The sequence below is a fragment of the Nocardia puris genome (assembly GCF_003315035.1).
GTDB lineage: Bacteria > Actinomycetota > Actinomycetes > Mycobacteriales > Mycobacteriaceae > Nocardia > Nocardia puris.
Genome location: NZ_QNRE01000001.1, coordinates 671,553 through 688,710, shown reverse-complemented (window position 1 = coordinate 688,710; position 17,158 = coordinate 671,553). Strand labels below are relative to the sequence as shown.

Annotated in this window: 13 protein-coding genes and 1 CRISPR repeat array; of the genes, 12 read left to right on the top strand and 1 reads right to left on the bottom strand. The window is 70.9% G+C overall.

The window, feature by feature from the left end:
• The first annotated feature begins 97 nt into the window (after positions 1 to 97).
• The 10 genes from rimP to DFR74_RS03145 all read left to right on the top strand — a co-directional run bounded on the left by rimP (position 98) and on the right by DFR74_RS03145 (position 10,900).
• Complete coding sequence (gene rimP, locus DFR74_RS03190; RefSeq protein ID WP_067512687.1) at positions 98 to 721, top strand: ribosome maturation factor RimP; 624 nt, start codon at positions 98 to 100, stop codon at positions 719 to 721.
• The gene (nusA, locus tag DFR74_RS03185) at positions 718 to 1,746 is read left to right on the top strand and encodes a transcription termination factor NusA (RefSeq protein WP_067512685.1); all 1,029 of its coding nucleotides are present in this window, start codon (positions 718 to 720) and stop codon (positions 1,744 to 1,746) included. The genes rimP and nusA overlap by 4 nt, the downstream gene beginning before the upstream one ends.
• A 188-nt stretch (positions 1,747 to 1,934) precedes the next feature.
• Positions 1,935 to 2,213, top strand: coding sequence for a YlxR family protein (locus tag DFR74_RS03180; RefSeq protein WP_084538040.1), 279 nt, complete (start codon positions 1,935 to 1,937; stop codon positions 2,211 to 2,213).
• A gap of 109 nt (positions 2,214 to 2,322) precedes the next feature.
• Positions 2,323 to 5,259 carry a translation initiation factor IF-2 gene (gene infB, locus DFR74_RS03175; protein WP_113974927.1) on the top strand — a complete coding sequence of 979 codons (2,937 nt, stop codon included), beginning with the start codon at positions 2,323 to 2,325 and terminating at the stop codon, positions 5,257 to 5,259.
• 108 nt (positions 5,260 to 5,367) lie between these two features.
• A complete protein-coding gene (locus DFR74_RS03170; protein ID WP_067512966.1) occupies positions 5,368 to 5,658 on the top strand; it encodes a DUF503 domain-containing protein in 291 nt (96 codons plus the stop codon).
• A gap of 56 nt (positions 5,659 to 5,714) precedes the next feature.
• Positions 5,715 to 6,158 (top strand): 30S ribosome-binding factor RbfA, encoded by a 444-nt coding sequence (gene rbfA, locus DFR74_RS03165; RefSeq protein ID WP_067512903.1) that lies wholly within the window; start codon positions 5,715 to 5,717, stop codon positions 6,156 to 6,158.
• A 12-nt stretch (positions 6,159 to 6,170) separates the two neighbouring features.
• On the top strand, positions 6,171 to 7,166 hold the full coding sequence (locus DFR74_RS03160) for a DHH family phosphoesterase (protein WP_067512905.1): 996 nt from the start codon (positions 6,171 to 6,173) through the stop codon (positions 7,164 to 7,166).
• A 75-nt stretch (positions 7,167 to 7,241) separates the two neighbouring features.
• Positions 7,242 to 8,543 carry an MATE family efflux transporter gene (locus DFR74_RS03155; RefSeq protein WP_067512968.1) on the top strand — a complete coding sequence of 434 codons (1,302 nt, stop codon included), beginning with the start codon at positions 7,242 to 7,244 and terminating at the stop codon, positions 8,541 to 8,543.
• Between the two features lie 48 nt (positions 8,544 to 8,591).
• On the top strand, positions 8,592 to 9,593 hold the full coding sequence (locus tag DFR74_RS03150; protein WP_067512907.1) for a permease: 1,002 nt from the start codon (positions 8,592 to 8,594) through the stop codon (positions 9,591 to 9,593).
• On the top strand, positions 9,590 to 10,900 hold the full coding sequence (locus DFR74_RS03145) for a TIGR03943 family putative permease subunit (protein ID WP_084538056.1): 1,311 nt from the start codon (positions 9,590 to 9,592) through the stop codon (positions 10,898 to 10,900). Before DFR74_RS03150 ends, DFR74_RS03145 begins: the two co-directional genes overlap by 4 nt.
• Before the next feature lie 155 nt (positions 10,901 to 11,055).
• Positions 11,056 to 11,511: a CRISPR direct-repeat array (repeat unit 29 nt; unit sequence GTGCTCCCCACGCACGTGGGGATGGTCCG).
• A gap of 74 nt (positions 11,512 to 11,585) precedes the next feature.
• On the opposite strand, the gene grpE is transcribed toward DFR74_RS03145, so the two are convergent.
• Positions 11,586 to 12,065 (bottom strand): nucleotide exchange factor GrpE, encoded by a 480-nt coding sequence (gene grpE, locus DFR74_RS03140; protein ID WP_067512911.1) that lies wholly within the window; start codon positions 12,063 to 12,065, stop codon positions 11,586 to 11,588.
• 92 nt (positions 12,066 to 12,157) lie between these two features.
• On the opposite strand from grpE, the gene DFR74_RS03135 reads away from it, so the two are divergent.
• Together DFR74_RS03135 and DFR74_RS03130 are read left to right on the top strand one after the other, a co-directional pair.
• Positions 12,158 to 13,840: an Hsp70 family protein gene (locus DFR74_RS03135; protein ID WP_067512913.1), complete on the top strand. Its 1,683-nt coding sequence runs from the start codon at positions 12,158 to 12,160 to the stop codon at positions 13,838 to 13,840.
• An 8-nt stretch (positions 13,841 to 13,848) separates the two neighbouring features.
• A complete protein-coding gene (locus tag DFR74_RS03130) occupies positions 13,849 to 17,022 on the top strand; it encodes a hypothetical protein (protein ID WP_067512915.1) in 3,174 nt (1,057 codons plus the stop codon).
• Positions 17,023 to 17,158 lie beyond the last annotated feature (136 nt).

The window sequence follows — 17,158 nt, the reverse complement described above, 5'->3', positions numbered from 1 at the left end:
CAGGCCCGCTGGTCCTATACACTCTCGTGGCGCGTTACGCTAGACCTTCGGTACAGAAAATTCCGACCGCGTCACAACTGAACCAGGAGCCGCCCACATGCCCATGCCGACGGAGGAACGGGTGAGCCAGCTCGTCGCTGGACTCGTCGAACGCCGAGGATTCGACCTCGAGGGCGTCGACATCACGACGGGCGGGCAGGCCAGGGTCATCGTGACGGTCGACAGCGACGGTACCGCCGATCTGGACGCCGTCGCCACCCTCAGTTCGGACCTGTCGGCGGTGCTCGACGACGCGGGCGATTTCGGGGAGACGCCCTACCTGCTCGAGGTCACCACCCCGGGCATCGACCGCCCCCTCACCGCCGCCAGACATTGGCGCAGGGCCCAGGGCCGCAAGGCCCGAATAACCCTGCGCCCGGACGCCGAGCCTCCCGAACCCGGCGGCTCGTCGCGGTTCGAGGCGCGGATCGGCGCCCTGGGCGAGGATGCCGTCGCGCTGGTGCTCGGCGGCAAACGCAATCCGCACCGCGTGACCGTGCCGCTGGCCGATATCGCCGAAGCCGTGGTGCAGGTCGAGTTCACCCCGCCGGGGGCGCGGGAACTGGAGCTCGCGGGCGGGGTCGCTCCCGGCCGCCCGGCACCGGGACAGGACGACGTCCCGGACCCCACCGATGCAGTACCCGTAGCAGCGTCCGGTTCGACCGAAGGGATCGTGGAATGAACATCGAAATCGAAGCCCTGCGCGCGATCGTCGCCGACAAGGGGATCTCGATCGAGACGGTGATATCCGCGATCGAGTCGGCGCTGTTGACCGCCTACCGCCACACCGAGGGCCACCAGCCCAACGCGCGGATCGACATCAACCAGAAGACCGGTGTGGTCCGCGTGATGGCCCGCGAGGTCGACGCCGACGGCAACGTCGTGTCCGAATGGGATGACACGCCGGAGGGTTTCGGCCGGATCGCGGCCACCACGGCCCGCCAGGTGGTGTTGCAGCGGCTGCGCGACGCCGAGAACGAGAAGTCCTTCGGCGAGTTCTCCACCCACGAGGGCGATATCGTCGGCGGCGTCGTGCAGCGCGACGCGCGCGCCAACGCCCGCGGCACCGTGGTGGTGCGCATCGGCAGTGAACTGCACGGCACCGAGGGCCTGATCCCGCCGGCCGAGCAGGTGCCCGGTGAGACCTACGAGCACGGCGACCGCATCAAGTGCTACGTGGTGGGTGTCTCGCGCGGCCCGCGCGGCCCGCAGATCACACTCTCGCGCACGCACCCGAATCTGGTGCGCCGGTTGTTCGCGCTGGAGGTGCCCGAGATCGCCGACGGTTCGGTCGAGATCGTCGCGGTGGCGCGCGAGGCCGGGCACCGCTCCAAGATCGCGGTGCGCTCCACCGTGCCCGGCGTGAACGCCAAGGGCGCGTGCATCGGCCCGATGGGCCAGCGCGTGCGCAACGTGATGAGCGAGCTGGCCGGCGAGAAGATCGACATCATCGACTACGCCGAGGATCCCGCCACCTTCGTCGGCAACGCGCTGTCGCCGTCGAAAGTGGTGTCGGTCACGATCGTGGACGCCGACGCCCGCGCGGCCCGCGTGGTGGTGCCCGATTTCCAGCTTTCGCTGGCGATCGGCAAGGAGGGCCAGAACGCCCGCCTCGCCGCCCGCCTGACCGGTTGGCGCATCGATATCCGCAGCGACGCGGCCCCTGACGTGGGCGGCGGCATGCGGACGGAGGCGCACCGCAGTTGACCCGAGTCCCCACCGCGCACACCGGATCCACGCCCGGCGATGACAAGTCGGCAACATCTGTGGGGGAGGGGTGCGGCGCGCCGCACGCGGCAGCGGTAGAGTGGTCCAAGGTTCAGCACGAGCCTTCGGCTTCTACGCCCGATCGCACCACCGAGCAACACCGCGCACCCTCGCGGCGCTCGGCCCCGGTGCGGACGTGCGTGGGATGCCGGAAGCGCGAGTTGGCCGCCGACCTGTTGCGGATCGTGGCACAAGATCGGGAATCCGGAGACGGATCCCGTATCGTCATGATCGTTCCCGATCCGCGGCGCAGACTTCCCGGGAGGGGTGCCTGGTTGCACCCCCTTTCGGCTTGTCTGAGCACGGCAGTTCGGCGCCGAGCGATCGGCAGAGCACTACGAGTGTCCGGAACACTGGATATCTCAGCCCTGGAGCAGTACCTCGAGAACAGGCACGAGCACTCATGAGCACACCGTGAAGTACCAACGATGAACGTCCATCGGAGATAACCCGAGGTCGTGCGGGCCGCCGTCCCCTGAAACGGTGGCGCTGCTCGACCTCTCAGTGAGGAGAGCAGTGGCAGGCAAGGCCCGCGTGCACGAGTTGGCCAAAGAACTCGGTGTCACGAGCAAAGAACTACTCGCAACGCTCAAGGAGCAAGGCGAGTTCGTGAAGTCGGCGTCCTCGACGGTGGAAGCACCCGTCGCCCGCCGCCTGCGCGAATCCTTCGCGGCGAAGTCGGCGCCCGCGAACGGAACCAAGTCCGCGGCCCGTCCGGGCCCCGCGACGGCGGCCCGCCCGGCCGCGAAGCCGGCTCCCGGTGGTCCGCGTCCCGGACCGCGCACCCCCGCCGCTCCCGCGGCCTCGTCGGCACCCGCTCCCACGGCGCGTCCTTCCGACGCCCGCCCCGGTCCGTCCGCGAAGCCGGGTCCGGCGGCGCCCGCCCGTGAGTCCGCTCCCGCGGCTCCGGCGCAGCCGCCCGCGGCCAAGGCGGCCCCGAGTCCCACCGGTCAGCGGCCCGCCCCGGGCGCTCCGCGTCCCGGTCAGCAGCAGCGTCCCGCCGGTCCGCAGGGTGGTCCGCGCCCGGGTCCCAAGCCCGGTCCGAAGACCCCGCGCGTCGGCAACAATCCCTACTCCACCGCGCCCGCTCCCGAGCGTGAGCGCCCGGCCCCGCGTCCCGCCCCCGGCGGTCCGCGTCCGGGTCCCGCGCAGGGCGGTCCGCGTCCCGGCCCCGGCCAGGGTGGCCCGCGTCCCGGCGCCGGTCAGGGCGGTCCCCGCCCGGCGGCCGCGCAGGGTGGCGGCGCCCGTCCCGGCGGTCCGCGTCCCAGCCCCGGCTCGATGCCGCCGCGGCCGAATCCCGGTGCCATGCCCGCTCGTTCGGCCCGTCCGGGTCCGAGTGCGGGTGGTCGTCCCGGCCGTCCGGGCGGTGCGCCCGGCGCGGGTCGTCCCGGTGGCGGCGGTGGCGGCTACCGCGGTGGCGGCGGCGGTGCGCCCGGTGCCGGTGCGGGTGCTCCCGCGGCCGGTGGCGGCGGCTTCCGCGGTCGTCCCGGCGGTGGCGGCGGCGGTCGCCCGGGTGGTCCCGGCGGTCGCGGCGGTGCCGCGGGCGCGTTCGGCCGTCCCGGTGGCGCCCCGCGTCGCGGACGCAAGTCCAAGCGCCAGAAGCGCCAGGAATACGACTCGATGCAGGCGCCCGCCGTCGGCGGCGTGCGGCTGCCGCGCGGCAACGGCGAGATCATCCGGCTCGCCCGCGGCGCGTCGCTGTCGGACTTCGCGGAGAAGATCGACGCCAACCCGGCCTCGCTGGTGCAGGCGCTGTTCAACCTCGGCGAGATGGTCACCGCGACCCAGTCGGTGAACGACGAGACCCTCGAGCTGCTCGGCAGCGAGATGAACTACGTCGTGCACGTCGTCAGCCCCGAGGACGAGGACCGCGAGCTGCTCGAATCCTTCGACCTCACCTACGGCGAGGACGCGGGCGGCGAGGACGATCTCGTGCAGCGTCCGCCGGTGGTCACCGTCATGGGTCACGTCGACCACGGCAAGACCCGACTGCTGGACACCATCCGCAAGGCCAACGTCCGCGAGGGCGAGGCGGGCGGCATCACCCAGCACATCGGCGCCTACCAGGTCATGACGCATCTGGGCGAGGAAGACCGGCTCATCACCTTCATCGACACCCCGGGTCACGAGGCGTTCACCGCCATGCGTGCCCGCGGTGCGAAGGCCACCGACATCGCGATCCTGGTGGTCGCCGCCGACGACGGCGTCATGCCGCAGACGGTGGAGGCGATCAACCACGCGCAGGCGGCCGACGTGCCGATCGTGGTGGCGGTCAACAAGATCGACAAGGAAGGCGCGAACCCGGAGAAGATCCGGCAGCAGCTGACCGAGTACAACCTGGTGGCCGAGGAGTACGGCGGCGACACCATGTTCGTCGACATCTCCGCCAAGCAGGGCACCAATATCGACGCCCTGCTGGAAGCGGTCCTGCTCACCGCGGACGCGGCGCTGGACCTGCGCGCCAACCCCGATATGGACGCCCAGGGCGTGGCCATCGAAGCGCACCTGGACCGCGGTCGCGGCCCGGTGGCGACGGTGCTCATCCAGCGCGGCACGCTGCGTGTCGGCGATTCCATCGTCGCGGGCGACGCCTACGGCCGCGTGCGCCGGATGATCGACGAGCACGGCGACGACGTCGAGGCGGCCCTGCCGTCGCGGCCCGTCCAGGTCGTCGGCTTCACCTCGGTGCCGGGCGCGGGTGACAACCTGCTGGTGGTGGACGAGGACCGCATCGCGCGGCAGATCGCCGACCGCCGCAACGCCCGCAAGCGCAACGCCCTGGCCGCGCGCAGCCGCAAGCGGATCAGCCTGGAAGATCTGGATGCCGCTCTGAAGGAGACCTCGGAGCTGAACCTGATCCTCAAGGGCGACAACTCCGGTACGGTCGAGGCCCTCGAGGAAGCTCTCATGGGCATCGAGGTCGGCGACGAGGTGCGCCTGCGGGTCATCGACCGCGGTGTCGGTGGCGTCACCGAGACCAACGTCAACCTGGCCTCGGCGTCGAACGCGATCATCATCGGGTTCAACGTGCGCGCCGAGGGCAAGGCGACCGAGCTGGCCAACCGCGAAGGCGTGGACATCCGGTACTACTCGGTGATCTACCAGGCCATCGACGAGATCGAGAAGGCGCTCAAGGGCCTGCTCAAGCCGATCTACGAAGAGGTCGAGCTGGGCCGCGCCGAGATCCGCGCGATCTTCCGTTCCTCGAAGATCGGCAATATCGCCGGCTGCATGGTCACCTCGGGTGTGGTCAAGCGCAACGCGAAGGCGCGCCTGCTGCGCGACAACGTGGTGGTCGCGGAGACCACCACCATCGCGTCGCTGCGCCGGGAGAAGGACGACGTCACCGAGGTCCGCGAGGGCTTCGAATGCGGTCTGACGCTGACCTACTCCGATATCAAGGAAGGCGACATCATCGAGGCCTACGAGCTGCGCGAAAAGCCGCGCGACTGAGGCCGATCCGAGTTCCGAACGCCGCACCGGCGTGCGGTCGCCCCGCTAGGGGTGGCCACGCGGGGTGCGGCGTTCGCCTCGGTCCGACCAACACAAGAAGAGGTGTGCGTGTACCTGGGGGCGCTGGAGTTCGATATCCTGCTCGGCGATGTGCACTCGCTGAAGGAGAAGCGGTCGGTGATCCGTCCGGTGCTGGCCGAGCTCCAGAAATTCGGGGTGAGCGTGGCCGAGGCGGGGGAACACGACCGGTACCGGCGGACGTTGCTGGGGGTGGCCATGGTCAGCTCCGGCATGGACCACCTGACGGCCGTGCTGGACAAATGTGAACGCCACGTGGCGGCCCGTCCGGAGTTAGAGTTGCTGGCAGTACGCCGCCGCATCTTCGGACCGGAAGACTGACCTGACGGCACGCGGGCCCTCCGCCGCCGTCTCATCGAAGTGAGGAGGAACAGGCCATGGTGGATCAAGCCAGGGCGCGCCGACTCGCGAAGCGGATTTCCTCGATCGTGGCGACCGCGATCGAATACGAGGTGAAGGATCCGCGGCTGCGTTTCGTGACGATCACCGACGCGAAGGTCACCGGTGATCTCCGCGAGGCCACGGTGTACTACACGGTGATGGGCGAAACCATCGACGCCGAACCGGATTACGAGGCGGCGGCGATGGGGCTGGAGAAGGCCAAGGGCGTGCTGCGTTCCAAGGTCGGCGCGGGCACGGGCGTGAAGTTCACCCCCACGCTGGCGTTCGTCCTGGACAAGGTGCCCGATGCCGCGCGCGAGATGGAGGAACTGCTGGCGCGCGCCAAGGCGGCCGACGACGAGGTGGCCAGGGTGGCGGCCAACGCCACCCCTGCGGGCGACGCCGACCCGTACAAGACCGACCGCGACGACGACGAGTAGCGCGCGGCGCGGATGACGAACGGTGATCCCGGCCTCGACGCCGCCGTCGAGGCGCTGACCGGTGCGCGATCGGTCACCGTGCTGTGCCACGTGCAGCCCGACGCCGACACCATCGGCAGCGGGCTCGCGCTGGCGCTGGTGCTGCATCGCCGGGGCGTGCCGGTGTGGGTGTCGTTCGCCGAGCCCGCCGAGCTGCCCGCGTCCATGCGGACGCTGCCCGGGGTCACGCATCTGGTGCCGCCCGACGAGGTACCGCGCGCCGTGGATCTGGTGGTGGCGGTGGACTGCGGCAGCGCGAATCGGCTCGGCGCGCTCGCCGACCGGTTGGACGGCGCGCGCACCACGCTGGTGGTCGACCACCATCGGTCGAACACCCGTTTCGGGCAGCTGAACCTGGTGGATCCCAGCGCGGAGTCCACCACCAGCGTGATCGCGCGGCTGCTCGACGCGTGGGGCGAACCGATCGATGCCGAAGTGGCGCACTGTCTTTACGCCGGACTCGTCACCGACACGGGATCGTTCCGCTGGGTGCGTCCCGGCACGCATCAGCTCGCCGAACGGCTGCTCGCCACCGGCATCGATGGCGCCGAGATCGCGCGCGCCTTGCTCGACACGCACCCGTTCGACTGGCTGCCCATGCTTTCCCGCGTGCTCGGTTCGGCGCGGCTGGAGCCCGGCGCGCGCGGCGGCACCGGCCTCGCCTACGCGTTCGTGCGCCGCGACGACGTGACGGGCGTGGGCCCGGAGGAGATCGAGAGCGTCATCGACATCGTGCGCACCACCGCCGAGGCGGGAATCGCCGCCGTGTTCAAGGAATCTCGCACCGTGGACGGCCGCTGGACGGTTTCGCTGCGCTCCCGCGACACCGGACCGGGCGCGCGCGACGGCGTGGACGTCGCGGAGATCGCGACGGCGCTCGGCGGGGGTGGGCACCGGTACGCGGCGGGGTACACGACCCACGGTGGGCCGGAGGATGTGGTCCGGGCGCTGCTCGTGGCGCTGGGGTGAGAATCGTTGAGCAGCAATGAGATCGAGAAAGGCAGCGCGGCCGCAGCCGATCCGTCCGACGCCGGGCCGAAACGGATGCTGGCGCTGGCGCTGCCCACGCTCGGCGTGCTCGTCGCCGAACCGCTGTATCTGCTGTTCGATCTCGCCGTGGTCGGCAGGCTGGGGGCGCTCGCGCTGGCCGGGTTGGCGGTCGGCGGACTGATCCTCTCGGTGGTGAGCACGCAGCTCACGTTTCTGTCCTACGGCACCACGGCGCGGTCGGCGCGGCGGCACGGCGCCGGTGACGAGCGGGGCGCGGTGACCGAAGGCGTGCAGGCCACGTGGCTGGCGTTGCTGATGGGCACGGGGATTCTGATCGTCATGCAGATCGTGGCCGGGCCGGTCACCGCGGCCATCGCGGGTGGGGGCGATATCGCGGCCGAGGCGCTGGACTGGGTGCGGATCGCGCTGTTCGGTGTGCCGCTCATCCTCGTCGCCATGGCGGGCAACGGGTGGTTGCGCGGAGTGCAGCAGGTGCGCCGTCCGCTGTTGTATGTCGTTGCCGGGCTGGGCCTTTCGGCGGTGCTGTGCCCGCTGCTGGTGCACGGGCTGTTCGGTGCGCCGGATCTCGGGCTGGTCGGGTCGGCGGTCGCCAACGTGATCGGGCAGACGGTGACGGCCGCGCTGTTCCTGAGTCCGCTGCTGCGCGCGGGTGTTCCGCTCGCGCCGCACTGGTCGGTGATGCGCGCCCAGCTGGTGCTCGGCCGCGACCTGATCGTGCGCAGTCTGGCGTTCCAAGCCTGTTTCGTGTCGGCGGCGGCGGTGGCCTCGCGTTTCGGGGCGGCGTCGGTGGCGGCGCACCAAGTGGTGCTGCACCTGTGGAATTTCCTCGCGCTCACACTGGATTCGCTCGCCATCGCGGCGCAGACCTTGGTCGGCGCGGCACTCGGCGCCGGGAACGCCGGGGGAGCGCGGCGGCTGGCCCGGCGCGTCACCGCGTGGTCGGAAGTGTTCGCGGTGGGGCTGGCGCTGGTCTTCGCCGCCGGCTACGCCGTGATCCCGCGCCTGTTCACCGACGACCCCGACGTGCTCGAGCGCGCCGGTGTGGCGTGGTGGTTCTTCGTCGCGCTGATCCCGGTCGCGGGTGTGGTGTTCGCGCTCGACGGTGTGCTGCTCGGCGCGGGCGACGCCGCCTACCTGCGCACCACGACGCTCGCCTCCGCCCTGCTCGGGTTTCTGCCCGCGATCTGGCTGTCGCTGGCGTTCGACTGGGGACTGGCCGGCATCTGGACCGGGTTGGCGGCGTTCATGCTGCTGCGGTTGGCCGCGGTGGTGTGGCGGGCGCGGTCGGGAGCCTGGGCGCGCGTGGGCGCGGAGGTGCCCGCCGGGCGGGCGTGATCGGCCGCGTCGTTCGATAACGACTTTCATTCCTGGCAAGATGTGGGCATGCTCGAGCAGCTACCGGGGCGGGGTCTGCGGACCAAGGTGTCCTCCACGTATGTCCTGATCGGCCTGTTGGCCGTGGGCGTGCTGACGCAGGCGTGGTTGATGTCGGCGGTCGACCCGAGCGCGCGATTGCAGACCGGCATGACGATGTTCGTCGGCGTATTCGTGCAGGCTGTCCCGTTCCTGGTGCTCGGTGTGGTGGTGAGCGGAGTGATCGCCGCGTTCATATCGCCGAACCTGTTGCGGAAGGTGTTGCCGCGCAATGAGAAGGCGGCCATCGGTGTCGGGGGATTGGCGGGGGTCGCGCTGCCGGGGTGTGAGTGCGGTGTGGTGCCGGTGGCGCGACGGCTGATCGATCAGGGGGCGCCGAGTTCCGTCGCTTTGGCGTTTCTGCTGTCGGCTCCCGCCGTGAATCCGGTGGTTCTGGTGTCGACCGCCGTCGCGTTTCCCGGTGAGCCGGGGATGGTGGCGGGGCGGTTCGTCGCGTCGCTGGCCACGGCGGTGGTGATGGGGTTGCTGTGGTCGCGGTTCGGGAGTCCATCGTGGATGCTGCCGCGCGGCGGTGCCGACCACTGCGTCAGCGGGCGCACCCGCGCGGCGGTGTTCGTGGAGGCCGCGCGTCACGACCTCCTGCAAGCCGGAGCGTTCCTGGTGCTGGGCGCCGCGATCGCCGCCGCCCTGCACGTGATCGTGCCGCCGCACTGGTACGAGCAGCTGGCCACGCAGATGCTGCTGGCGATCCTGGTGCTTGCGATCCTGGCCGTGGTGCTGGCGCTGTGCTCGGAGGCCGACGCGTTCGTCGCCGCGAGCATGTCGTCGCTGCCGCTGCTGCCGCGCCTGGTGTTCCTGGTCGTCGGTCCCGCTGTCGACGTGAAACTGTTCGCGATGCAGGCAGGGACTTTCGGGCGTGCGTTCGCGCTGCGTTTCGCACCGGTGACCTTCGTGGTGGCCGTTGTGTGCGCGACGGTGGTCGGGTACGTGACGCTCGGCGGTGCGCGATGAGGCGCGAGACGCAGAATTTGCTGCTGTTGATCGTGGGCGTGGCGGTTCTGCGGACCACGCTGGATGGGACGTATCTGCGGTATGTGAAGGAAGGGTTGTATCCGTTTCTGCTGGTGAGTGGGGTGGTGATCGTCGGGCTCGCTGTGTATGCGATCGTGCGCGACATCGTCGACGAACGTTCTCGGCGTAGGGGGTTCGGGGGCGGACACCACCATGGATCTCTGGTGCTGGGGAGTTCGCCGGTTCACGAATCCGCCTGGCACGAACCGGATATCGGGCCGGCGGTCGGACCGGCAGGGATTCTCGTGCATCGGCACGGACCCGTGGGGTCCTCAGCCCAACGGGGTGTTACCGCAGCGGCTTCCGGCCACGAGGCCGATGCCGGAGCAGACTCCGCGACCGCCGCCGGCGCGGTTGGTATGGGAGCCGCCTCGGTGTACGAGGCTGATGCGGCGGCCTCCGATCGCGCGGTTGGTACGGGAGTCGGCTCGGCGGACGGGGCTGACACGGCGGCCTCCGATCGCGCGGTCGGTACAGGAGCCGCCTCCGCTTCCGGGGCTGGCGTGGCGGCCTCTACTCACGGAGTCGGTATGGACGCGGCCTCTGGCCGCGGGGCCGGCACCGCGGCGGCCTCCACCCGCAAGGCTGGTGCGGAAGCGGCCTCTGCTCACGGAGTCGGTGCGGCAGTGACCTCTGCCCGTGGGATCGGCGCGGCGGAGGCCTCGGCTCACGGAGCCGACAACGCAGCGGCCTCCGCCGAGGGCGCCGGTACATCACCCGACCACTCCCACGAACACGGGCGCGTCCAATGGCTACTTCTCGCCCCCGTCATCGCCCTACTGGTCTTCACACCGCCCGCACTGGGCGCGAACGGAGCTCCGACGGGCGGCTCGGCGCGCCCGGCAGCTGTGTCCGAGATCCCTGAAATGCGCGAATTCCCGCCCCTCCCAGCCGAACCCGCCCCCACCCTCACCCTGATCGAGGTGATGAACCGCGCCAACCTCGACTCCACCCACTCCCTCGACGGCCGCGAAATCACCCTCTCCGGCTTCATCCTGCGCGCCGAACACGGCGACGGCCTCGACCTCGCCCGCGTCGCCATCAGCTGCTGCGTAGCCGACGCCCGCTACGTCCGCCTCCACCTCACCGCCCTCCCCCAACCCCTCCCCGAAGACACCTGGATCGAAGTCCGCGGAACGGTAGTCCCCAACAGCGCCCCCACCGACCCAGAACTGACCCCGACCCTGACAGTCCACGACTTTCGCTTGATCGAGCGACCGGAGAACTCCTACGAACGAATCCGCTGAGTGCGAGAGTCGACCCCATCGAGACTTCGCCAACTCGGCACAATTCACGAACCGCCCCGACGCGTCTCTCACCAGCACCCCGCCCTCCCGGAAGCCGAATCGGAGTAGTGGTCGAAAATAGGGTTACCCACCGGTAGAGTGTCTGGTCAGGAAGTGTGCTCCCCACGCACGTGGGGATGGTCCGAAGCACGGGCTGCTCGCCCGCATCCTGCCGGAGTGCTCCCCACGCACGTGGGGATGGTCCGTCCGTTCCGATGGGGGTGGTGGGTCCCAGTGCGTGCTCCCCACGCACGTGGGGATGGTCCGGGTCACCTGTACGTCGAACCGCTGATCATCACGTGCTCCCCACGCACGTGGGGATGGTCCGAAGGAGGCGTTCAACCTCATCACGTCGTCGGGGTGCTCCCCACGCACGTGGGGATGGTCCCGCCTCCAGTTATGCTGTCGCTTGTGTGAGGTCGTGCTCCCCACGCACGTGGGGATGGTCCGATGAACATCAGTGAGTCGTCCCAGACGTTGTGGCGCTCCCCACGCACGTGGGGATGGTCCCCTGGCGACCGGCGCGCACGGAGTGATCCAGGGGTGCTCCCCACGCACGTGGGGATGGTCCGGAGTGAACGGCGATGCCTGACACCACGACCCGGTGCTCCTCACGCTCGTGGCGGCGTGTCGGGACGGTACGCAGTCAGTCCGACTCGGATTTGGCGAGTTGGCGCACCACCACGCTCGCGGGGCGGAGGGAGCGGGTGCCGACGGTGAGGCCCGGGGCGATGAGCGCGTCGACGGTGCGGTCTTCGGATGGGTCGGTGGTCGACACCACGTCTGTGGCTTCCATGGTCAGCGAGTCGAACGCTGTTCCGGGGCCCGGGGTGAGGAGGGTGGCGCCGCGGCCGGTGAGGAGGCGCTCGATGCGGGTGGTCACGGCGTCGAAGGCGGCGCGTTCGCGCTCGGATTCGGCGGTGGCGGCGCAGGCCGAAGTGTCGCCGTGGAGGGCGAAGAGCTCCACAACCAAGGGCAGGTCCGCCCCCGCGCGGTCGCGGCGGTCGCGCTCCTTCGCCTCGTCGGCCAGGCGGTCGAGGGTGGCGGCTTGGCGGGTGACCACGCGGGTCAGGTCCTCGACGCGTTCGGCGAGTTGGGCGAGGGTCTGCTCGACGGGATCGGTCATAGGCGCACTGTAGCCGCGCCGATCGGGTTGCGCGTCAGCCGGATTCGCCCGTCACGGGCCGGTGTCGGAGGGGACTGCTACCATCGCGTCCCATGGGGGTCTACGGCATCGACCTGGGCACTACCAATTCGGCGATCGCGCGAATCGACGCCGACGGCAGGCCAGAAGTACTCATCGGCATGAGCGGTGAATCGACGGTTCCGTCCGTCGTGCTGTTCGCGTCCGCGTTCGATCACCTGGTGGGTGAGGGCGCGCGCCGCCAGGCCCGGCTGGACCCCGAGCACGTGTGCTCGCTGGTCAAACGCCGGATGGGTGACGCGCAGTGGCGGTTCGCCGCGCACGGGGAGACCTGGTCGGCCCCGGCCGTCTCGGCGCTCATCCTCAAGAGCCTGGCCGCCGATGCGGAGTTCGGCGGCGGTGAGCCGGTGCGCCGCGCCGTGATCACGGTCCCCGCCTACTTCGGAGACGAGGAGCGCCGCGCCACCATCCAGGCCGGCACCTACGCGGGCCTCGACGTCGCGGGCGTGCTGTCCGAGCCGATCGCCGCCGCCTTCTCCTACGGTTTCGGCAGGCTCGACGGCAGCGTCGACGTCGGCAAGGGCGGCGCCCGCGAGACCGTGCTCGTCTACGACCTCGGCGGCGGCACCTTCGACGCCACCGTCATCGAACTGGCCGACCGCCGGATCTCGGTGCTCGCCGTGGAGGGCGACCACCAGCTCGGCGGCGCCGACTGGGACGAGCGCATCGCCCTGTATCTGTCGCAGCAGTTCTGCGCCGCCAACCCCGACGCCGAGGACCCGCTCGACGATTCGGCCGGTTCGCAGATGCTGGTGCTGGCCGCCGAGCGCGCCAAACGTGAACTCAGTGAGGCCGACAGCACCGAGGTGGTCGTCGCGCACGACGGCGTCCGCGCGGTCGTCACCCTCACCCGCGACCAGCTCGAGTCCATGACGGCCTCGCTCCTGCGCCGCACCATCGACCTCACCCGCGACTGCCTCGAGGCCGCCGCGAAACGAGGCATCACGCACGTCGATCGGCTGCTGCTCGTCGGCGGCTCCTCGCGGATGCCGATGGTGGCGCGTGAGCTGAAGAACGAACTGGGCCTCGTCGGCGAACTGCGCGACCCGGATCTGTCGGTGGCGCGCGGTGCCGCGCTCTACGGCGAGAAGCTGGAGATGGAGCGGCTCATCGTCGCCGACCTCGTCACCCGCGGCCGGCTGCGCGACGGCGCCACGCTGAACGAGGCGGCACCGGCCGATCTCGAACAGTCGGTGTCGCGGGTCGCCGCGTCGTTCGGCCAGCCGGTGAGCCTGGTGCGGCGCATGCTGGAGATCCAGGTCGACACGGTGGTGTCGCGCGGATTCGGTGTGCTCGCGCTCGATTCGCACTACGGCCTGGCCGCGGCGTGGCTGGTGCACCGCAACCAGACGCTGCCGGTGCGGGTCCGCCGCTCCTTCGGCACGGTCCGCGAAGATCAGGACCAGATCGAGCTGACCATCGTCGAGCAGCAGGGCCAAGCCGCGTCGGTGCGCCCCGAGGACACGAAAGTCCTTGTGGAGGGCCGTATTCGCGGCATCCCACCCGGGTATCCGGCGGGCAGCGAGGTGCGCGTGACGTTCGAGATGGGGTTCGACGGCGTCCTGCACGTCACGGCGCATCACGTGGACGCCGATATGCCGCTCACCTTGTCGGCGCAGACCGGGGCCACGCTCTCGCAGTCGGAAGTGGCGCGCGAACTCGACCAGGTGCAGCGCACGCGCCGCCGCGACAGCTGAGCCGCCCCATGCACGCCTTCGACCCGAACGACTACCGCAAGCGCGTCCTGGCCGCCGTCGAGCGCCGTGGCGGGCCCGAGCACTCGGATCCGTTCGAACTCTACGACATTCCGCTGGACGAGGCCGAAACCCTCAGCGACGCTGAGGTTTCCGCGCGGGTCGACGAGGTGTGGGGGTTCTGGCAGAAGCAACGTGACCACCCCAAGTACCGGGTGCTCGTCGGGTTGCTGGTGGAAAGCCACGACCGGCTGTCCTACCTGCTGCTCAACGCGTCGGCGCGGGGGGCCGAAGCCCTGCGGATCCGGCAGGAACGCGAACTGCGCGACGCCGAACGCTACGAGATGCTCGACACCGCCATCTCCCGCCTCGTGCAGCGCCACGGCGGCATTCCCGCCGCCAAGGTGGCCGGGCTCGAGGAGATCGGGGCGATGGGCGGGCTCACCGCCGCCGAGATAGCCGCCCGGTTGCGCAGGCATCGGGTCATCCAGGAAGCCCCGGCGCCCGCCGCGTCCGCTCCGGCCACGGTGCTCACCGACCAGCGGCGCAAACAGATCAAGCAACTACTCGGCGAATGGGAAAGGCTGGTCGACGGCCCGCCCGCGCCGACCTTGCTGGGGCTGCTCGGTCTCGATCCCACCCGAGCCACCCACACCGGCGAGATCCGTTTGCGCGCAGAAGCTTTGCGCGCGCGGGCGCGGGAACTGCCCGCCGGGCGGATGCGCGCGGTGCTGGACGAACTGCTCGTGCACGTCCAGGATCTGCTGGAGCCGGGTGGCGCCGTGGTGGCGGAGTACGTCGCGGCGATCCGCGAGGACGTGGCGGCCGAACTGCGGCCGAAGGTGCGCGCGGCGGTGCTCGTCGAGGACGAACTCGTGGGGGAGGACTACGAATTCCTGCGGGACGAGGCGATCGAGCTCGGGCTCGATCACGCGGGCGCAGTCGCGTTGCTGGCCGAACTGGCCGCCGATCTCGGTGCGCGCGTGGGGGAACCGACCGGGCCGAACTCCTTCTCACAGGGGGCGGCGGCGCCAGGTTCGCACGCGCATGCACCCGCACCGGCGTCCGGCTCCTACTCGCAGACCCCCGGGGCTCGCTCGCGAACCCCAGCTCCAGGGCCCGGTTCCCACTCGCGAACCCCGGCCCCCGGGCCTGGCTCCTACTCCCGGTCGCCCGCTGCTGGTTCTCCCGCGCCGTCACGTCGGCAGTGGGAGGAGCCGCTGAAGGAGGCGCGCGCCGCGCTGCGGGCGGGCCGCGCGCAGGAAGCCGCCCGCCACATCGCGCGGGCGCGGCAATTCGACCCGGCCGGTGATGGCGCCACCCCGATCCGGTCGGTGTCCGACGAGGTGGAGCGCGTGCTGTCGGAGGCCGCCACGCACTGGCGCGTCGCGCTGGCCGCCGTCGCCGCCAAACGCTACGTCGAGGCGCTGGACCGACTCGGGCAGTTGCGCCGCACCGCGGCCGACGTGCCGCCGCCGAACGGGTCGGCGTCGGGACTGGACCAGCTCATCGCCGATGCCGAGCGTGCGGTCGCCGAGGTGGATCGCCTTGTCGCGGCTGCTGATTCGGGTCCGGCCGCCGACCGTTCCCGCACGTTGCTCGCCGCTCGCGACATGTGCGTCGACCACCCCGGTGTGCTCGAAGCGCTCGCCGCCACCCCTTTGGCCTCGCCCGGCGCGGTGCGCGCCTCGCGCCTGCCGAGCGGCTCGGTGGAGATCAGGTGGGAGCCGTCGTCCACCGCGGGTGTGAGCTACCGCGTCACCCGATTGCAGCCGGACGGTTCGTGGAAGGTTGTCGGCCGTACCCGCACCACCGATATCGAAGACGGTGGTGCTCCGGCCGGTGAGCTGGCGGTGTACGCGGTGGCGGCGGCGGATTCCGGTCGGTACTCCGAGGCGGTTCGCTCCGACGCGCCCCGAAGTCCTTCGGTGAATGAGAGTTCGGCGCCCGGTATCGGTGCGGTCGGTGGTGCCACGGCAAGTGCCGGTGCGAGTTCCGCGCAGCCCCGGTACGTCGCGCCTGCCTCGGGTTCGGCGACGGCTGGGAACGCCGCGACCGGGGAGGACGTCGCGAGTGCCTGGACCGCTACGACGTCCGAACACGGTGCAACCGCGCCGACATCCGGGCCGGACGTGAGCGCCGCGGCGGTGGACCCTACGGTAAGAGGTTCCGAGCCCGTCGCGGGCTCCGCAACGGGCACCGGGCCGACCACCGCCCCGGGCGGGCAGGAGCGAGTCGCTGATGCTCCGAATGCCGGTGGTGCCAAGAAGATCGACTACCGGCGTCCACCGCGCGCGGCGCGGGCCACCGCCCCCGCACCCACCTCCTCCGCGTCCACCGTCGAGACACACGTCCCCTCGGCGGATCCGGCGCAGCGTGAACTTCCTTCTGCCGGTGCGGAATCCAGCGCCGAACACTCGGTCGCCGAGGGGTCGGAACCGGGTTACGAACAGGTGCGCGCGGCGTCGATCCCGAACCCGGGCGATGCTGCCACCGGTGCAGTGGCCGGGCACTCGGGCGGCCGACTCGATGAGAGCGGCGAAGCATCGGCTGCCAGCGCGACGGCCGCAGCGCCCGCGGAGACCGTTCGATTCCCCGCGGGTTCCGTGCCGCAGCGTGATCCGTCTGCCGGCGCAGAATCGCCGTCGGGATCGCCCGGGGACGTCGCACCTGCGAGAGCCGCTGCGCCCCAGGGTGATCCGTCCTCGGGTACGGGATCATCCGCCGGAGCGCCCACTGCATCGTCTCCTGCCGCCGCGGGTGCCGTCTTGCCGCAGGATTCGCAGTCGCCCGACACGGCGGAGCCGAGTGCGATGTCGGCCGCAGCGGCCACCACATCGAATCACGCCGCACCGCAAGGTGATCCGATGCCGGACGGCATCCCCGTCGTCTCCGCCCTCCGCGAAAACGGCGGCCTTCTCCAGTTCGACTGGCCCACCGGCGTCACCGAGGTGATGGTCGCGGCACGCCCCGACGCGCCCCCACTCACCCCGGACGACCCCCAGGCCCGCGCCTGGAAGGTCACCAATATGCGCTACGAGATCGACGGCGGCGTCCGCGTCCCCGCCGACCTCCCGCGCCCGTGCCACGTGGCCGTCGCCTCCTGCCGCCGGGAACCGAACGGCCGGCTCATCGTCGCCGGCGGCTTCGCCCCCACCACCCACATCCTCTGGCCCCATCCCTGACTCCGGTTGACCGCGCCTGGGCGGTTGATTCCTGGGGCAGTGGTCATAGGCGATGAGGGATCTGGGGGTGTCCGCCGCTTCGTTCGTGGTCGGTCACCGATCCATCCGGCCGGATTCGAGCCGCCTGGTTCGTCGT